Origin of the sequence: Thauera sp. WH-2, from assembly GCF_048321015.1 — a bacterium.
GTDB lineage: Bacteria > Pseudomonadota > Gammaproteobacteria > Burkholderiales > Rhodocyclaceae > Thauera.
This window is the reverse complement of the sequence record NZ_JBLWFG010000008.1, coordinates 41,169-55,801: the sequence shown is the minus strand read 5'-3', so window position 1 is coordinate 55,801 and position 14,633 is coordinate 41,169. Positions and strand designations below refer to the sequence as shown.

At 63.6% G+C, this 14,633-nt stretch carries 15 protein-coding genes; 8 read left to right on the top strand and 7 right to left on the bottom strand.

All coding sequences use genetic code 11. The features are described from left to right. Positions 1–27 precede the first annotated feature (27 nt). Positions 28–804, bottom strand: coding sequence for a ferredoxin--NADP reductase (locus ACNKW1_RS13130; protein WP_418365045.1), 777 nt, complete (start codon positions 802–804; stop codon positions 28–30). Between the two features lie 121 nt (positions 805–925). On the opposite strand from ACNKW1_RS13130, the gene ACNKW1_RS13125 reads away from it, so the two are divergent. After that, positions 926–1,852 (top strand): LysR family transcriptional regulator, encoded by a 927-nt coding sequence (locus ACNKW1_RS13125; RefSeq protein WP_418365044.1) that lies wholly within the window; start codon positions 926–928, stop codon positions 1,850–1,852. 40 nt (positions 1,853–1,892) lie between these two features. On the opposite strand, the gene murJ is transcribed toward ACNKW1_RS13125, so the two are convergent. Next, positions 1,893–3,431, bottom strand: coding sequence for a murein biosynthesis integral membrane protein MurJ (gene murJ, locus ACNKW1_RS13120; protein ID WP_418365043.1), 1,539 nt, complete (start codon positions 3,429–3,431; stop codon positions 1,893–1,895). Positions 3,432–3,665: 234 nt separating this feature from the next. Here murJ and rpsT point away from each other — a divergent pair, with 234 nt between their 5' ends. Then, positions 3,666–3,932, top strand: coding sequence for a 30S ribosomal protein S20 (gene rpsT, locus ACNKW1_RS13115; protein WP_418365042.1), 267 nt, complete (start codon positions 3,666–3,668; stop codon positions 3,930–3,932). A 208-nt stretch (positions 3,933–4,140) separates the two neighbouring features. Here the strand turns inward: rpsT and ACNKW1_RS13110 are convergent, their stop codons facing one another. Then, entirely contained in the window at positions 4,141–4,431 is a 291-nt protein-coding gene (locus tag ACNKW1_RS13110) for a DUF3579 domain-containing protein (protein ID WP_418365041.1), read from the bottom strand. A 303-nt stretch (positions 4,432–4,734) separates the two neighbouring features. Here ACNKW1_RS13110 and ACNKW1_RS13105 point away from each other — a divergent pair, with 303 nt between their 5' ends. From ACNKW1_RS13105 to ACNKW1_RS13080, 6 genes are all read left to right on the top strand, one after another. After that, entirely contained in the window at positions 4,735–5,910 is a 1,176-nt protein-coding gene (locus tag ACNKW1_RS13105; protein WP_418365040.1) for an aspartate aminotransferase family protein, read from the top strand. A gap of 9 nt (positions 5,911–5,919) precedes the next feature. Next, a complete protein-coding gene (gene argF / locus ACNKW1_RS13100; protein ID WP_418365039.1) occupies positions 5,920–6,843 on the top strand; it encodes an ornithine carbamoyltransferase in 924 nt (307 codons plus the stop codon). Between the two features lie 67 nt (positions 6,844–6,910). Next, positions 6,911–8,140 carry an argininosuccinate synthase gene (locus ACNKW1_RS13095; protein ID WP_418365038.1) on the top strand — a complete coding sequence of 410 codons (1,230 nt, stop codon included), beginning with the start codon at positions 6,911–6,913 and terminating at the stop codon, positions 8,138–8,140. 21 nt (positions 8,141–8,161) lie between these two features. Continuing rightward, positions 8,162–8,392, top strand: coding sequence for a DUF2788 domain-containing protein (locus ACNKW1_RS13090; RefSeq protein WP_418365037.1), 231 nt, complete (start codon positions 8,162–8,164; stop codon positions 8,390–8,392). 14 nt (positions 8,393–8,406) lie between these two features. Further along, positions 8,407–8,742 carry a pyrimidine/purine nucleoside phosphorylase gene (locus ACNKW1_RS13085; protein ID WP_418365036.1) on the top strand — a complete coding sequence of 112 codons (336 nt, stop codon included), beginning with the start codon at positions 8,407–8,409 and terminating at the stop codon, positions 8,740–8,742. Between the two features lie 19 nt (positions 8,743–8,761). Next, positions 8,762–9,247 carry a YajQ family cyclic di-GMP-binding protein gene (locus ACNKW1_RS13080; protein ID WP_418365035.1) on the top strand — a complete coding sequence of 162 codons (486 nt, stop codon included), beginning with the start codon at positions 8,762–8,764 and terminating at the stop codon, positions 9,245–9,247. Between the two features lie 85 nt (positions 9,248–9,332). Here ACNKW1_RS13080 and ACNKW1_RS13075 read toward each other — a convergent pair whose 3' ends face one another. The 4 genes from ACNKW1_RS13075 to ACNKW1_RS13060 form a co-directional block, all read right to left on the bottom strand. After that, complete coding sequence (locus tag ACNKW1_RS13075) at positions 9,333–10,148, bottom strand: ankyrin repeat domain-containing protein (RefSeq protein WP_418365034.1); 816 nt, start codon at positions 10,146–10,148, stop codon at positions 9,333–9,335. Between the two features lie 169 nt (positions 10,149–10,317). Further along, positions 10,318–10,740, bottom strand: coding sequence for a type IV pilin protein (locus tag ACNKW1_RS13070; protein ID WP_418365033.1), 423 nt, complete (start codon positions 10,738–10,740; stop codon positions 10,318–10,320). Next, positions 10,737–11,099 (bottom strand): hypothetical protein, encoded by a 363-nt coding sequence (locus ACNKW1_RS13065; protein ID WP_418365032.1) that lies wholly within the window; start codon positions 11,097–11,099, stop codon positions 10,737–10,739. Before ACNKW1_RS13065 ends, ACNKW1_RS13070 begins: the two co-directional genes overlap by 4 nt. A 31-nt stretch (positions 11,100–11,130) precedes the next feature. Continuing rightward, positions 11,131–14,619 (bottom strand): pilus assembly protein, encoded by a 3,489-nt coding sequence (locus ACNKW1_RS13060; RefSeq protein WP_418365031.1) that lies wholly within the window; start codon positions 14,617–14,619, stop codon positions 11,131–11,133. Positions 14,620–14,633: the final 14 nt, after the last annotated feature.

Genomic DNA, 14,633 nt, shown 5'->3' with positions numbered 1-14,633 from the left:
GCTCGTGGGCGATTCAGGGCGGTGCGATCACTTCTCCACGAAGGCGCGCTCGATCACGTAGTCGCCGGGCTGGCCGATACGCGGCGACATCGCGAAGCCGCGGGCATCCAGCAGTGCGCAGCAGTCGGCATTCATTGCCTGGCTGCCGCAGATCATCACCCGGTCCTGCGCGGGGTCGAGCGGCGGCAGGCCGGTGTCGGCAAAGAGCCTGCCCGACTCGATGACGTGGGTGATGCGACCAGTATTGCGGAAGGGCTCGCGCGTTACGGTCGGGTAGTAGATCAGCTGTTCGCGCACCTGCTCGCCGAAGAACTCGTTCTGCGGCAGCGCGCGGGTGATGAAGTCGGTGTAGGCCAGCTCGGAGACGAAGCGTACGCCATGCACCAGCACCACCTTCTCGAAGCGCGCGTAGGTTTCCGGGTCCTGGATCACGCTCAGGAAGGGGGCCAGTCCGGTGCCGGTGGCGAGCAGGTAGAGGTGCTTGCCGGGGTTCAGGTCGTGCAGCACCAAGGTGCCGGTGGGCTTCTTGCTGACGATGATCGGGTCGCCCTCACGCAGATGCTGCAGGCGCGAGGTCAGCGGGCCGTCGGGCACCTTGATGCTGAAGAATTCCAGGTGCTCCTCGTAGTTGGGACTGGCAATGCTGTAAGCACGCGTCAGCGGCTTGCCGTGCACGTCGAGCCCGATCATCACGAACTGGCCGTTCTCGAAGCGCAGGCCGGGATCGCGCGTGGTGCGGAAGCTGAAGAGGGATTCGTTCCAGTGATGGACGCTGAGGACGCGTTCGGTGACGAGGCTGCTCATGGGCGGATTTCCTGCCGGGATGGGGCGAAGCTGTGGCAAAAAGAGACGGAGCACAGTTTCGGTCCACTGCGGCTTACCGTTCAAGTGGATAATTTATCTATCTCTTGCCTGGAAAATAGATATGCGATTCACGCTTCGCCAGATGCAGGTCTTCGTCGAGGTGGCGCGCAGCGAGAATGTCTCGCGCGCGGCCGAGACGCTTTCCCTGTCGCAGTCGGCCACCAGTGCGGCGCTGGCCGAGTTGGAGCATCAGTTCGATCAGCGGCTGTTCGACCGCCATGGCAAGCGCCTGCGCCTGAACGATCAGGGCGGTCTGCTGCTGCCACATGCGGTGGAACTGCTTGACCGCGCAGCCGAAATCGAAGCCCTGCTGCGCGGCGAGCGAGGGTTGGGCAGTCTGCGTGTTGGCGCGACACTCACCATCGGCAATTACCTGCTGCCGCTGATCGTGTCGAACTTCCTGCAGGCCCATCCCGAGAGCAGGGTGCGCCTGCAGGTGCACAACACGGCGACCATTGCCGGCATGCTGCTTCATCACGAGATTGATCTTGGACTGGTGGAAGGGCAGATCGTCGACGCCGAGCTCGAGGCGCAGGCTTGGGTGGAAGACGAACTGGTGGTGTTCTGCGCGCCAGAACATCCGCTCGCGGGACGTGGCAAGGTGGCCTTCGACGAGATCGCCGCACAGCCGTGGATCCTGCGTGAGCATGGGTCGGGCACGCGCGCCACCTTCGATGCGGCGCTGCGCCACTGGCCGGGCGGCATCGTGCCACGGTTGGAACTCGAGCATACCGAGGCGGTGAAGCGCGCGGTGGAAAGCGGCCTTGGCCTGGGCTGCCTGTCGCGGCTGGCGCTGCGCGACGCCTTCCGCCGCGGCAGCCTGGTGGCGCTCGAGACGCCCGAGCTGGATCTGCACCGGCGCTTCAGCTTCGTGTGGCACCGCGACAAGTATCACAGCGCGGCGATGCGGCGCTTCCTGGAAGACTGCCGCGCCTTCACCGCGGGCGCGCAGCGCAGCGACCAGATCCCGCTGCCGCCGGTCGCTTGAAGGCCGCATTCTTCGCGGGCAAGCCCGCGACGCCAGGCACTCAGGCCGCGCCGCGGCGGCGGAAGTCACGCAGCCGGAATCCCAGCGCGAACAGGGTCGCGAAATACGCCATGGCGCCTGCGACCACCACGCCCGCCAGCCGGCTTGCGCGTTCCAGCCCGCCGATCTCGGTCCACAACGCCGCCGGCCCGCTCACGAACCACAGCACCCCGCCCATCACGCACAGCGCCACCAGCAGCTTCAGCGTGAAAACGCCCCAGCCCGCCTGCGGCACATAGACCGCCCGCTTGCGCAGCCCGCGGTACAGCAGTGCGGCGTTCAGGCACGACGCAAGCCCGATCGAAAGCGCCAGGCCCGCATGGCGCAACGGAAGGATGAAGGCAAGGTTCATCAACTGGGTGGCAATCAGCGTGATGATCGCGATCTTCACCGGCGTGCGGATGTCCTGGCGCGCGTAGAAACCCGGCGCCAGCACCTTCACCAGGATCAGCCCGGTCAGCCCCACGCTGTAGGCCACCAGCGCGCTGCGCGTGTGCAGTACGTCGGCCGCAGAGAAAGCACCGTAGTTGAACAGCGTTGCGACCAGTGGCACCGCCAGTAGCGCCAGGCCGAGTGCCGCGGGCAAGGTCAGCAGCAGCGTCAGTCGCAAGCCCCAGTCGAGCAGCGACGAGAACTCATCCGCCTTGTCGTCGGCGTGCAGCTTGGCGAGGCTCGGCAGCAGGATCGTCCCCAGCGCCACGCCGAGCAGCCCTGCCGGGAACTCCATCAGGCGGTCGGCGTAATACAGCCACGACACGCTGCCGCTCTCGAGGAAGGAGGCGAAGATGGTGTTGATCAGTAGTGAAATCTGGCTCACCGAAACGCCGAGGATGGCCGGCGCCATGAGCTTCATCACGCGGCGCACGCCGGGGTCGGAGAGGTCCAGGTCAAAGCGCGGGAGCATGCCGATCTTCATCAGCGGGCGGATCTGCAACGCAAGTTGCAGCAGGCCGCCCAGAAACACCGCCCACGCCAGCGCCAGTACCGGCGGATCGAAGTACGGCACCGCGAACAGCGCCATGCCGATGAAGGACAGGTTCAGCAGCACCGGGGTGAAGGCGGGGATCGCGAATCGGCTCCAGGTGTTGAGCACGCCGCCCGCCAGCGCCACCAGCGACATGAAGAAGATGTACGGGAAGGTGATGCGGGTGAGCTCGACGGTGAGTTCGAACTTGCCTGGATCGCCCGAGAACCCCGGCGCCGATACGTAAATGATGAGGGGCGCCGCCAGCGCCCCCAGCGCCGCGACTGCGGCGACCACCAGCCCGAGCAGCGTCGCCACGCGATTGACCAGCGTGTGCGTGGCGTCCTCACCCAGGCGGTTCTTGTACTCGGCCAGGATGGGCACGAAGGCCTGCGAGAAGGCACCCTCGGCGAACATGCGCCGCAGCAGGTTGGGCAGCCGGAAGGCGACGAAGAAGGCGTCGGTCGCCATGCCGGCGCCGAACGCGCGCGCGATGATGAGGTCGCGTGCGAAGCCCAGGATGCGGGACAGCAGGGTCATGCCGCTGATGGTGGCGAGTGCGCGCAGGAGGTTCATGCGGAGGGCGAGGCCGGGCGGAGGGTGGCGTTGGCGGACGCGCATTCATCAGAAAGCGCGCATCATAGCGGCCTGGGCGCGTGCCGGTAAGACGCATTCATTGGCTGCCTCGCCCGCGGATGAACGCGTACCCCTTTGCCGGCGAGAAATATTTGCGCTCCAAGTCTTGCATCCATCCTGCGCGGAAAATATAATCGCGGACTTTACAGAACCACCAATACGGAATTCACACTTATGGCCAACTCGGCACAAGCTCGCAAGCGCGCCCGTCAGGCGACCAAGGCCCGCGCCCATAACGCCAGCCTTCGTTCCCGCCTGCGTACCGCGATCAAGGCCGTGCGCAAGGCCATCGTGGGTGGCGACAAGGCGGCGGCTCAGTCGGTCTTTCGCACCTCGATGAGCACCATCGACAGCATCGCCGACAAGAAGATCATCCACAAGAACAAGGCCGCTCGCCACAAGAGCCGCCTGTCGGCCGCCGTCAAGGGCATGGCTGCCTGATCTTGCTGCATGCTCCGGTGCCTCGGCGCCACAATAAAAAAGCGACCTGCGGGTCGCTTTTTTATTGTCTGCACCGCTGGCTACGTTTCCGCGGGAGCGGGCTCGCCCGAGAAAGTGGCGCTGGATCTCGCGATGTTCACGAGCAAGCCCGCTTCCACAGTCCGTTGCGCCCATGGGTGAAAACCGCGGGGAACACCTCGGTGGGCGCTCAGAGCGGCGTGTCGCCCTTCCAGTCGATCTCGAGGTTGTTGTCGTTGGCGAAGTTCACCATGAACTTGTACGCCAAGGGTTCGATGTCGTAGAGGCGGGCGTCCACCAGGACGGTGTTGTGTCCCTTGATGGCAACGCCGGGTCGCACGTAGGGGGAGTACTTCATGCGGTGGTCCGCCCCGAAGGCCGACATGACGCCGCACAGGCGGTCGGCCCAATCGCTTGGGCGAAACTTCTTCCCCTCCCTCGTGACCCCGATAATGATGAAGTTCTCGATCTTCTGGCTCATGTTGATGCCTTTTCGACTTCGGGGGGTGTTCTGTTCCGGTTCTTGGATGCCGGACTCAAAACGCCGCGAATTCTAGCAGAAATCCATATGGCGGCGCCTGCCTGCGCAATGTGGAAGCGGTCGCGACCGCCCTCAGGGGGGGGCGGTCACCGAGCGGGTGTGGGCAGGGCGCCGGCGCGGGGCGCCCGGGCCGCGCTTATGTACAGCCCTGACATTTTTGGCTTAACATCCTGCCCTTGTCCCAGCACGGCGGCGCCTGCCGCCGTGTGCGTTTTTGGCTTCGTTTCGATCGAGGTTTCCAACATGTCCCACGTCATGAACACCTACGCACGCCTGCCGGTTGCCTTCACGCATGGCGACGGGGTGTGGCTCTACGACGAAACTGGCAAGCGCTATCTCGATGCCCTCTCCGGCATCGCAGTCAGCACCCTCGGGCACAACCACCCGCGCCTGGTCAAGGCCATCGCCGATCAGGCCGCGCGCGTGCTGCACACCTCCAACCTGTACGGCATTCCCCTGCAGGACGCGCTCTCCGACCGCATCGCCGAAGCCTCTGGCATGGACGAGGTCTTCTTCTGCAACTCCGGCTGCGAAGCCAACGAGGCTGCGATCAAGCTCGCGCGCATGTACGGCCACAACAAGGGCGTCGAGGTGCCGCACGTCATCGTGATGGAGAGCGCCTTCCACGGTCGTACCCTCGCCACGCTGTCGGCAACCGGCAACCGCAAGGCCCAGGCCGGCTTCGAGCCGCTCGTGCAGGGCTTCATCCGCGTGCCGTACAAGGATATCGAGGCCATCCGCAAGATCGCCGAGCACAACCACGCGGTGGTCGCGGTAATGCTCGAAATGATTCAGGGCGAAGGCGGCGTCAACGTGGCCGACGAAACCTTCCAGCGCGAGCTGCGCGCCCTGTGCGACGAAAAGGGCTGGCTGATGATCTGCGACGAGGTCCAGTGCGGCATGGGCCGCACCGGCAAGTGGTTCGGCTGGCAGCACGCGGGCACCAAGCCCGACGTGATGACACTGGCCAAGGGCCTGGCCTCGGGCGTGCCGATTGGCGCCTGCGTCACCAGCGGACGGGCCAAGGGCCTGTTCGGGCCGGGCAACCACGGCTCCACCTTCGGCGGCAACCCGCTCGCCTCCGCGGCCGGCCTGGCCACGTTCGACACCATCGTCGAGGACAAGCTGATGGATAACGCGATCGCCGTCGGCGAGGCGATCCGCAAGGGCATGGCCGCGGCGCTCGAGGGCGTGGCGGGCGTGGTCGATATCCGTGGCCGCGGCCTGATGATCGGCATCGAGCTCGACCGCCCCTGTGGCGTGCTCATGGCCCGCGCGGCCGAGCAGGGCTTGCTGCTGTCGGTGACCTCCGAGCGCGTTGTTCGCCTGCTGCCGGCGCTCACCTTCACCCACGCCGATGCCGAAACCCTGGTGTCCATGCTGGCGCCGATGATTCGCGACTTCCTTGCGAACGGCTGAGGACTGCCCATGACCGAACTCAAACACTATCTTCAGTTCAAGGATTTCACGCGCGAGGAATACGACTACGTTTTCGCCCGCGCGAAGTGGATCAAGGACAAGTTCAAGCGCTACGAGCCCTACCACCCACTGTTCGACCGCACGCTGGTGATGATTTTCGAGAAGGCGAGCACGCGCACGCGCCTGTCTTTCGAGGCCGGTATGCACCAGCTCGGCGGCTCGGCGATCTACCTCAACACCCGCGACTCGCAGCTCGGCCGCGGCGAGCCGGTGGAAGACGCCGGCCAGGTCATCTCGCGCATGAGCGACATCGTGATGATCCGCACCTTCGAGCAGGACATCGTCGAGCGCTTCGCTGCCAACTCGCGCGTGCCGGTCATCAATGGCCTGACCAACGAATATCACCCCTGCCAGATCCTCGCCGACATCCTCACCTTCATCGAGCACCGCGGCTGCATCCAGGGCAAGACGGTGGCGTGGATCGGCGACAGCAACAACATGTGCAACACCTGGCTGCAGGCCGCCGAGGTGCTGGACTTCAACGTGCATGTGTCGACCCCGCCGGGCTACGAAGTCGAGCCCGAGCGTGCGGGCCTCTTCGGTACCAACCACTTCGAGCAGTTCGCCGACCCCATGGAAGCCTGCAAGGGTGCTGACCTGGTCACCACCGACGTGTGGACCTCGATGGGCTTCGAGGCCGAGAACGAAGCGCGCATGAAGGCCTTCGCCGACTGGTGCGTGGACGCCGAGATGATGTCCGTGGCGCACAAGGAGGCCGTGTTCATGCACTGCCTGCCCGCGCACCGCGGCGAGGAAGTCACCGCAGAGGTCATCGACGGCCCGCAGTCGGTGGTATGGGACGAGGCCGAAAACCGCCTGCACGCGCAGAAGGCCTTGATGGAATACCTGATGCTCGGCCGCATCGAGCACTGATCCAACGAACATGAACGGCGTGCACGGGCGTGCGTGCCGGCAACACAGCAGAAAACAGGAAAACAGCATGAGCGACGTCAACAAAGTAGTGCTCGCCTATTCGGGTGGGCTGGACACTTCGGTCATCCTGAAGTGGCTGCAGGACACCTACGCGTGCGAAGTGGTCACCTTCACCGCCGACCTCGGTCAGGGCGAAGAGCTCGAGCCCGCGCGCCAGAAGGCGCTCAAGTTCGGCATCCAGCCCGAGAACATCTTCATCGACGACCTGCGTGAAGAGTTCGTGCGCGACTTCGTCTTCCCGATGTTCCGCGCCAACACCGTCTATGAAGGCGAGTACCTGCTCGGCACCTCGATTGCCCGCCCGCTGATCTCCAAGCGCCAGATCGAGATCGCCCAGGCCACCGGCGCCGACGCCGTCTCGCACGGCGCCACCGGCAAGGGCAACGACCAGGTGCGCTTCGAGCTTGGCTATTACGCGCTCATGCCCAACGTCAAGGTCATCGCCCCGTGGCGCGAGTGGGACCTGCTCTCGCGCGAGAAGCTGCTTGCTTACGCAGAGAAGGCCGGCATTCCCATCGAAATGAAGCACAAGCAGGGCGGTTCGCCCTACTCGATGGACGCCAACCTGCTGCACATCTCCTACGAAGGTCGCCACCTCGAGAACCCCGCCGCCGAGGCCGAGGAAGACATGTGGCGCTGGACGGTGTCGCCCGAGGCCGCCCCGGATGCCGCGGAATACCTCGACCTGGAGTTTGAGCGCGGTGACCTCGTCGCCATCAACGGCACCCGCATGAAGCCGCACGAACTGCTCGCCAAGCTCAATGAACTCGGCGGCAAGCACGGCATCGGCCGCCTCGACCTGGTGGAAAACCGCTACGTCGGCATGAAGAGCCGTGGCTGCTACGAAACCCCGGGGGGCACCATTCTGCTCCGCGCCCACCGCGCCATCGAGTCGATCACGCTCGACCGCGAAGTCGCCCACCTCAAGGACGACCTCATGCCGCGCTACGCCAGCGTGATCTACAACGGCTACTGGTGGAGCCCCGAGCGCCGCGCCATGCAGGCCCTGATCGATCAGACGCAGGAAACCGTGAACGGCTGGGTGCGCGTCAAGCTCTACAAGGGCAACGTCATCGTCACCGGCCGCGACTCGAAGACCGACTCGCTGTTCGACCCGACGATCGCCACCTTCGAGGACGACGCCGGCGCCTACAACCAGAAGGACGCCCACGGCTTCATCCGCCTCAACGCCCTGCGCATGCGCATTGCCGCCAACGCCAGGGCCAAGCGCGGCTAAGGCAGGATCGCACCGATCGCGATGAACGACGAAGACTTCATCCTCGGGCTCAGCTTCACCGAGTTCGAGGAAATCGCCCTCCAGGTCGGCCTCACAGGGCTGATCCTGTTCATGATGTTCATCATCTGGAACCTCGGCAAGGAATCCAAGGCCGGGCGCTACGGCATGATGTGGATGTTCATCGGCCTGGGTGTGGGCTTCGTCGGCTTCGTCGCCAAGGGCATCATCCAGAAGCTTCTCGGAATCGAATAGGAAGGTTCAACAGCATGAGCGTCACCACCCGCTTCGACGGCGTCACCGTCACCACCCAGGCCAACGTGTATTTCGACGGCAAGTGCGTCAGTCACGGCATTCAACTCGCCGACGGCACCCGGAAATCGGTCGGCGTCATCCTGCCGGCGCTGCTCACCTTCAACACCGGCGCTCCGGAAGTCATGGAATGTGTCGCCGGCAGCTGCAGCGTGCGCCTGAAGGAACCTGACGGCAACCCCGGCGACTGGACGACCTACGGTGTCGGCCAATCCTTCAACGTGCCCGCCAATTCGAGCTTCGACATCGAAGTCGTCGGCGAGCCCTATCACTACATCTGCCACTTCGGCTGAGCGCAGGGGAGGGGTAGCCATGCCGTCGTTCGACATCATGTCCGAGGTAGACCAGCCCGCGCTGCGCAACGCGGTCGAGCAGGCCAACCGCAAGGTCACCGGCCGCCACGACTTCAAGGGCACCAGTGCCAACATCGAGCTCGCCGAAAAACTCATCACCCTCTACGGTGACAGCGACTTCCAGCTCGACCAGATCAAGACCATCCTGCTGCCCGAGATGACCAAGAAGAACGTCGACGTCCGCTGCCTGGACTACGGCGAGGTGCAGAAGATCTCCGGCAACAAGGTCAAGCAGGAAGTGAAGGTACGCGTGGGCGTCGACCAGGATATGGCCAAGAAGATCGTCAAACTGCTGAAAGACAGCAAGTTGAAGGTTCAGGCCGCCATCCAGGGCGAAGCCGTGCGCGTCTCCGGCGCCAAGCGCGATGTGCTGCAGGAGGCCATCGCGCTGGTCAAGAAACAGGTCACCGACTTCCCGCTGCAATACGGGAATTTCCGCGACTGACGGGGGCGCCCAGCCGGCACCTTCTTAACAAAGGCAGCCTGTTGCCGCGATGCGCCCACCCGCAGAGGCAGGGCGCTGCCAGACGTCATGCAGCGCTGTGCTCTCCGTACAGGTTGCGACTCGCGTTCGCGGCGTCCTGCATCTTCAGCTCGATCAGGCGCGCCAGGCGCCCGTCTTCCAGCTTCTGCGCCAGCGATAGCGCCGATGTGCCGTCGCGGCGGGTGGCAGACACGTCGGCGCCTTGTTCGATCAGTGTGAACGCAATATCGGTGGTGGCGCCGCTGAGCGAAAGCAGCAGCGGCGTGTTGCCGAGCGGGTCGCGCACGTCGATGTGTGCGCCCTTGGCGAGCAGCAGCAGCACCGTGTTCCGGTATCCGTCGGTGGGCTTTCCGCAGGCGATCAGCAGCGGGGTAAGCCCCAGCCGGTCCTTCGCGTTCGGGTCTGCGCCCGCATTCAACAGAATCTGCGCGATGATCGTCAGCCCGCGCTTGAGCGCGATCAGCAAGGGCGGCACCCCGTCCTCGGACGGCATGTTGACGTTGAAGTTGGCGCGTACGAAGAGGTCGATCACCTCCTGGTCGCCTTCCTCGAGATAGTGGAAGAAATTCTTTGGCAGGATTGCGATGCCACGCGACACCAGATCGTGCATCGCGTGCTCCTTGCGCTCAGCCGCCTTGAAGGTTTCGAGTTCGCGGGCGTCGCGCAGGCGGATGATGTCGGCCAGTACGTCGGGCGGGAAGCCCTTGCGGCCGCCGCGCTTGTCGATCAGCAGGTCACTGAAGTAATCATGGATCTGGGGGGTGTCCCACAAGTCCTCGATACGGTTCAGGATCCGCTCGAATTCGCGCTCAAGGTGTGAGGGGTAACTCGTGCCCATGAACGCGAAAAATGCGTGTTTCATGATTTTTCGCTTTGGTTGTATGCCCCTTTTACATTGAGTCCGGATTTGCTCACAGCATTACCCATGCTGGTGCGTGATTTTTGTCACGAAATACCGGCACGAGGTCCTGATCCTGCAAGGATCAGCCCCTGGAATACTAGTAGACCCTCAAGGGCTCACGAAAACATGCTCACCAGCACTCGGCGACGCCAAGGCTGCCCGTGGCGGATTTCGCACCTGTATTGTCGAGCCCCAAGGTCCCGCAGCGCGCACCATCCGATGCTGCTTGGGCGCCCTGAGGGACTGCCGTCAAGGTAAAGCCCTGGCCGCCATTGGTGATCACGGGGGCTGCGAATACATACTCGGCGGCGAGGTCACCGGTACATTGCAGGGCGGGCAGGGGCGCCGCATTGTAGCTGAGGTTGGTCGCGTAATGGCGCTCGGTCATTTGTGCGATTTCCATCAAGCAGCCTGCAGCCATTGCACGATTGGTGCGTACCACGTGCTCGCGGTAGGAGGGCAGCGCTACGGCAGCCAGAATGCCGATGATGGCCACCACGATGATGAGCTCGATCAGGGTGAAGCCGGATTGCGCGGGCACTTGCCGTTTCATTGCGTGCCCTCCCGGAATTCAAGAATTTCGATTCGGCGTGCGATCGGTGTAAGCCCCTCCCTCCCGGGCTCTGGGGTGACCACAACCGTGTCTCCCCGCCGGATGTCGGTGCGCAATGCGCTCTTGTCGCCCCGATAGACGTTGGTCGTCGACTGCAGGATGAAGTGGCGATCGCCGACGATCACGTACGGCTCTCCGCCCTGTGGGGACAGCGAAACCACGTCCACGGTCGAGGTCCAGACGGAATCCGTGGTGGGCTCGGTCAATGCGGTGGACTGTGCCACCGAAACGGTTGCGCTGATGCCCAGCATCAGGCCCGCCCACCAGCGGTGCGCCTTGCAAGCATTTCCGGTCAACATTGATGTGTCTCCTGTTCTGCGCATGTGGGGGTCAGTTTCCAAGCTCGCGCCAGGTGCGATTGAGTGAGGCCGACTTGCTCTCCGTCATGCTCTCGATGCCGCCGCTCGCGGTCGAGATGATCTTCTTGTCATCGGTTTCCGCGTCCACGATCGAGGTCTCGTTCAGGAAGACCATCCCGACATCGCCCTTGATGCGAATGCCTGAACCCGCATCGGCAGGCGTCGAGCCAGACGGCCCGGTGATCACGATGAAGTCGGAGGCGTTGATCACGCCATCGCCGTTGTAATCGAAGGGGGAGTCGTACAACCGTGCTCCGGAATATGCATCCAGTTCGTAGATCCATGACGAACCACCGGCCTTGCAGGGGTTGTCGGAAGGGGTCGACGACACAAAGATGATCCGTCCCGCGCGCAGGATGGGTTTCTGGAACACGCGCTCACCGGCTTCGGTGTCGAAGTCGAGGAACCAGCCCTTGTGCGTGCTCCAGTCGATCGGCTTCTGCGTCGTTGCACGCGCGTCCCGGGTGAGGAATCTCGTCAGGTCGTCGAACAGAATCTCCTGTTGCAGGAGTTCGCTGCGCTGGACCGTGGCGGTATTGGAGCCGGCCGCTGGGTTGATCCACACGGCATAGAAGCTCTGCTCCTGCAGGTCGGTCAGGTCGTTGGTGCCAAGATAGCGACCCGTGCCGAAGTAGGCCATGAACCCGTTGTTGAACGGGTGGCGCCCGATCCGGGGGGCGGAGCTGATGGGCTGTCGGTTGTTACTCGCGTCGCGCGCAATGAAGGCGGGTCTGGGGGTACTGCCCGACTTGAAAGCCGATCCCCACTGGCTGCTGTTGCTGCTGGTCAGATCGAAGACCCAGAGGTTGCCCTTCAGATCGCCACCGACCACATACTCGATCTTGCCATCCGGGCGGTCGTAGGTGTTTGCGCCGTGGAGGTCAACCGTGGACACCTGTGCGAGGCCGCTTGTCACATCGTTTGTTACCGGGATCTTCTTGATCAACTGACCGTTGGCGATGTTAACCACGAACAGTGCTACCTCGCCGGTGCCATTGTTGTACCCGCCTGGAAAGATGACGACCGTCCGGTCGTCGCGAAGGGTAGCGATCTCCGGTACGCCGAGCACCACGCCCAGATCGGGGTCGGTGAACTCCCACATGAAGATGTTGCTCGCATTCCCCTCCGTGAATCCTGCGGGGTCGGTGATGTCGAGCGCGTAGACGGCGCCCCCGCCCTGACCAAGTGTGCCAACGAGTACGGTCTTCCAGTCGGTACCGATCTTGACGTCCGAACTGGTCAGGCCCCCGTCGACGTAGCTCGCGTGCAGGTAGTCCGAGCGAGTGTACTTGAAGAGATTCGGGTACACCGCGGCAGGGACGAAGGCGAGGAGTTCCTGCCCGGTCTGTGCGTTGAAGGCATGGAGCATGCCGTCGTTCGCACCCGTATAGATCACGGACTGTCGGTTCGCGTTGCTCGTCTTGAAGGTGCGGTAGGAGGCATCGTTGATGAACAGGCGCGGTGCGCCTACATGAAGCGGCGCTGGCTGAGAGTTCATGATGTCGCCCAGCACGCTGGTGCGATCGCGGAAGGTGATCGTGTCCGTGCCGACCACGTAGGAAACGCCCTCTTCGTTGCGATTGCCGCGCAGGTATTCCAGGCGCTTCAGCCCAAGTCCCTCGCCCTGATCGAGCGCGGCCTGCTGTGCAGCAGACAAGGCGAGCCAGTCAAATGCTTTGCCCGTGCCGTCCACGTTCGTGATGATCTTGCGGCTACCCCAACTGCGGCTGTTGAGCAGGTTGCCGGCTTCCCATTCCGCGGAGTCGCAGACTGCGCCGCGGGGCTTGGTGTTGCAGACGCTGCCCACGCCTGTGCCGTCGGAGAGCTTGTAGGCATACAATGCGCCGCTCCAGTATTCAGTGTTGAACCCGACCTGGTAGGCGAGCGCGTCGGGGGTGACGAGCGGCGAGCTTACCGACACCGCCACCGCGGACCCGTTCCGGTCGAGCACGTTGTCGATGATCTCGTCGAAGGCTGCCACCGCATCGTCCGGGCTGTCCGCACTGAAGAACTTGCCGCGGCCGTTGATTGCGGCGTGCCAGAGGTCGTAGACGTTGCCGGGTTTGATGTCGAGGCCGGTGTTCGGCCACGTTCGGGTTCCATCGACAAAGTTCGTGTATGCACCTGCGAAGGTGTCGCCCTGCCAGTCGTTGCCCAGCCAGCCGGACAGACCGACGCCCAGGGTGTAGGTCACTACGTTCTGCCAGTCGGATGGGTCGTTCTTCGGATTCCAGTAGGGCGTGAGGGTGACGCTACCGTGGGTCTCGTCGGTGGTGATCTTGATGTTCGTTTTTGCGGGTGACGAGGGAAGGTCCGAGCGGAGATCGAGGGACCATTGGCGGAAGGTGATGTCGGAAAGGTTCCGCGTCTGTGATGAGGCATACGGCGTTCTCGGCGAATAAGCTGTGCCATCCGGAAAAGTGATGGCGGTATTGTCCGCGTTACCGACCGTCGAGCTGGCGGTGTTGCCGTTCCAGATGCCGTCCGTCATCACGAGCGATACGTTCGCACGGCACTCGTACCTCGGGAGATCCCTCGTCCCTGGTGTATGCCAGTAGGGGCGGTCCGTACGGAACATGGTCTCGACGCGTTCCACGCTCGGCAGCAGGGGGGTCCCGCCGCTTGCGGGCAGGCGCTGCAGCCAGCGGTAGAAGTTCTGCCGATGTGCCCCCTCGAAGGCCGTCACGGCGGATGGCCGGGAGGAGAAGTCGCTGCCGTAGCCGCGGCAACTGTTGCCGGTGTAGAAACCCCCGCAACTGTTCAGTGCCTGCCAGCCGACGCGCACCGAATCGGGCAGCTTGGCGAACGCGATGGACGCTGCAGCGACGGTGGCGAGGTTGCGTGTGCGGTAGAAAGAATACCAGTTGGCGAAGTTCTGACGCTCATCCGTGCCGCCGGGGCCTGAGGTCGCGCTTACGGTAACTCGGGCGTAGCAGTCCTCATCGGTGTTCGTTCCATTGCAACCGGAGCGGGATGCATCAAAGACGTAGTAGAACGCCCCGTTCGGTTCTCCGGAAAGCTGGCTTCCGGTATCTTCGCCCAGTGTGCTTGGGTTGTAGCTCCAGTTCACCCTGTAGCTGGTGGCAAGATTGAGCGTCCCTGAGGCCGTGCGAAAACCGTTCTTGTAGGCAGCGCTGAAACTGGTCGTTAGCGGGGCGCTGACGCCGTTCACATCCGGGATTCCAGGCGGAGCTTTGTAGACGATGTTGGGGTTGTAATACTGAGGGTTGAAGTCTGCGGAACGGCCACGCTTCGTGTTCTTCGTGCCGCTGATACCGTCTGGTACATAGGCCCAAGCCATCGAGCCCGAGTCGTCCAGCGTGACCGAGAAGTTAGGAGGGACGCCTTCTACCGCGAACAGCGGAACGTCGCTGAGGGATACCGCGGCGTAGGCTGGACTCGAGGCAAAGAGGGCGAGTGCGATGCTCGTGGCGATGGGGCGTGGGGCGAACGGTTTCATTCCTGTTTCTCCCT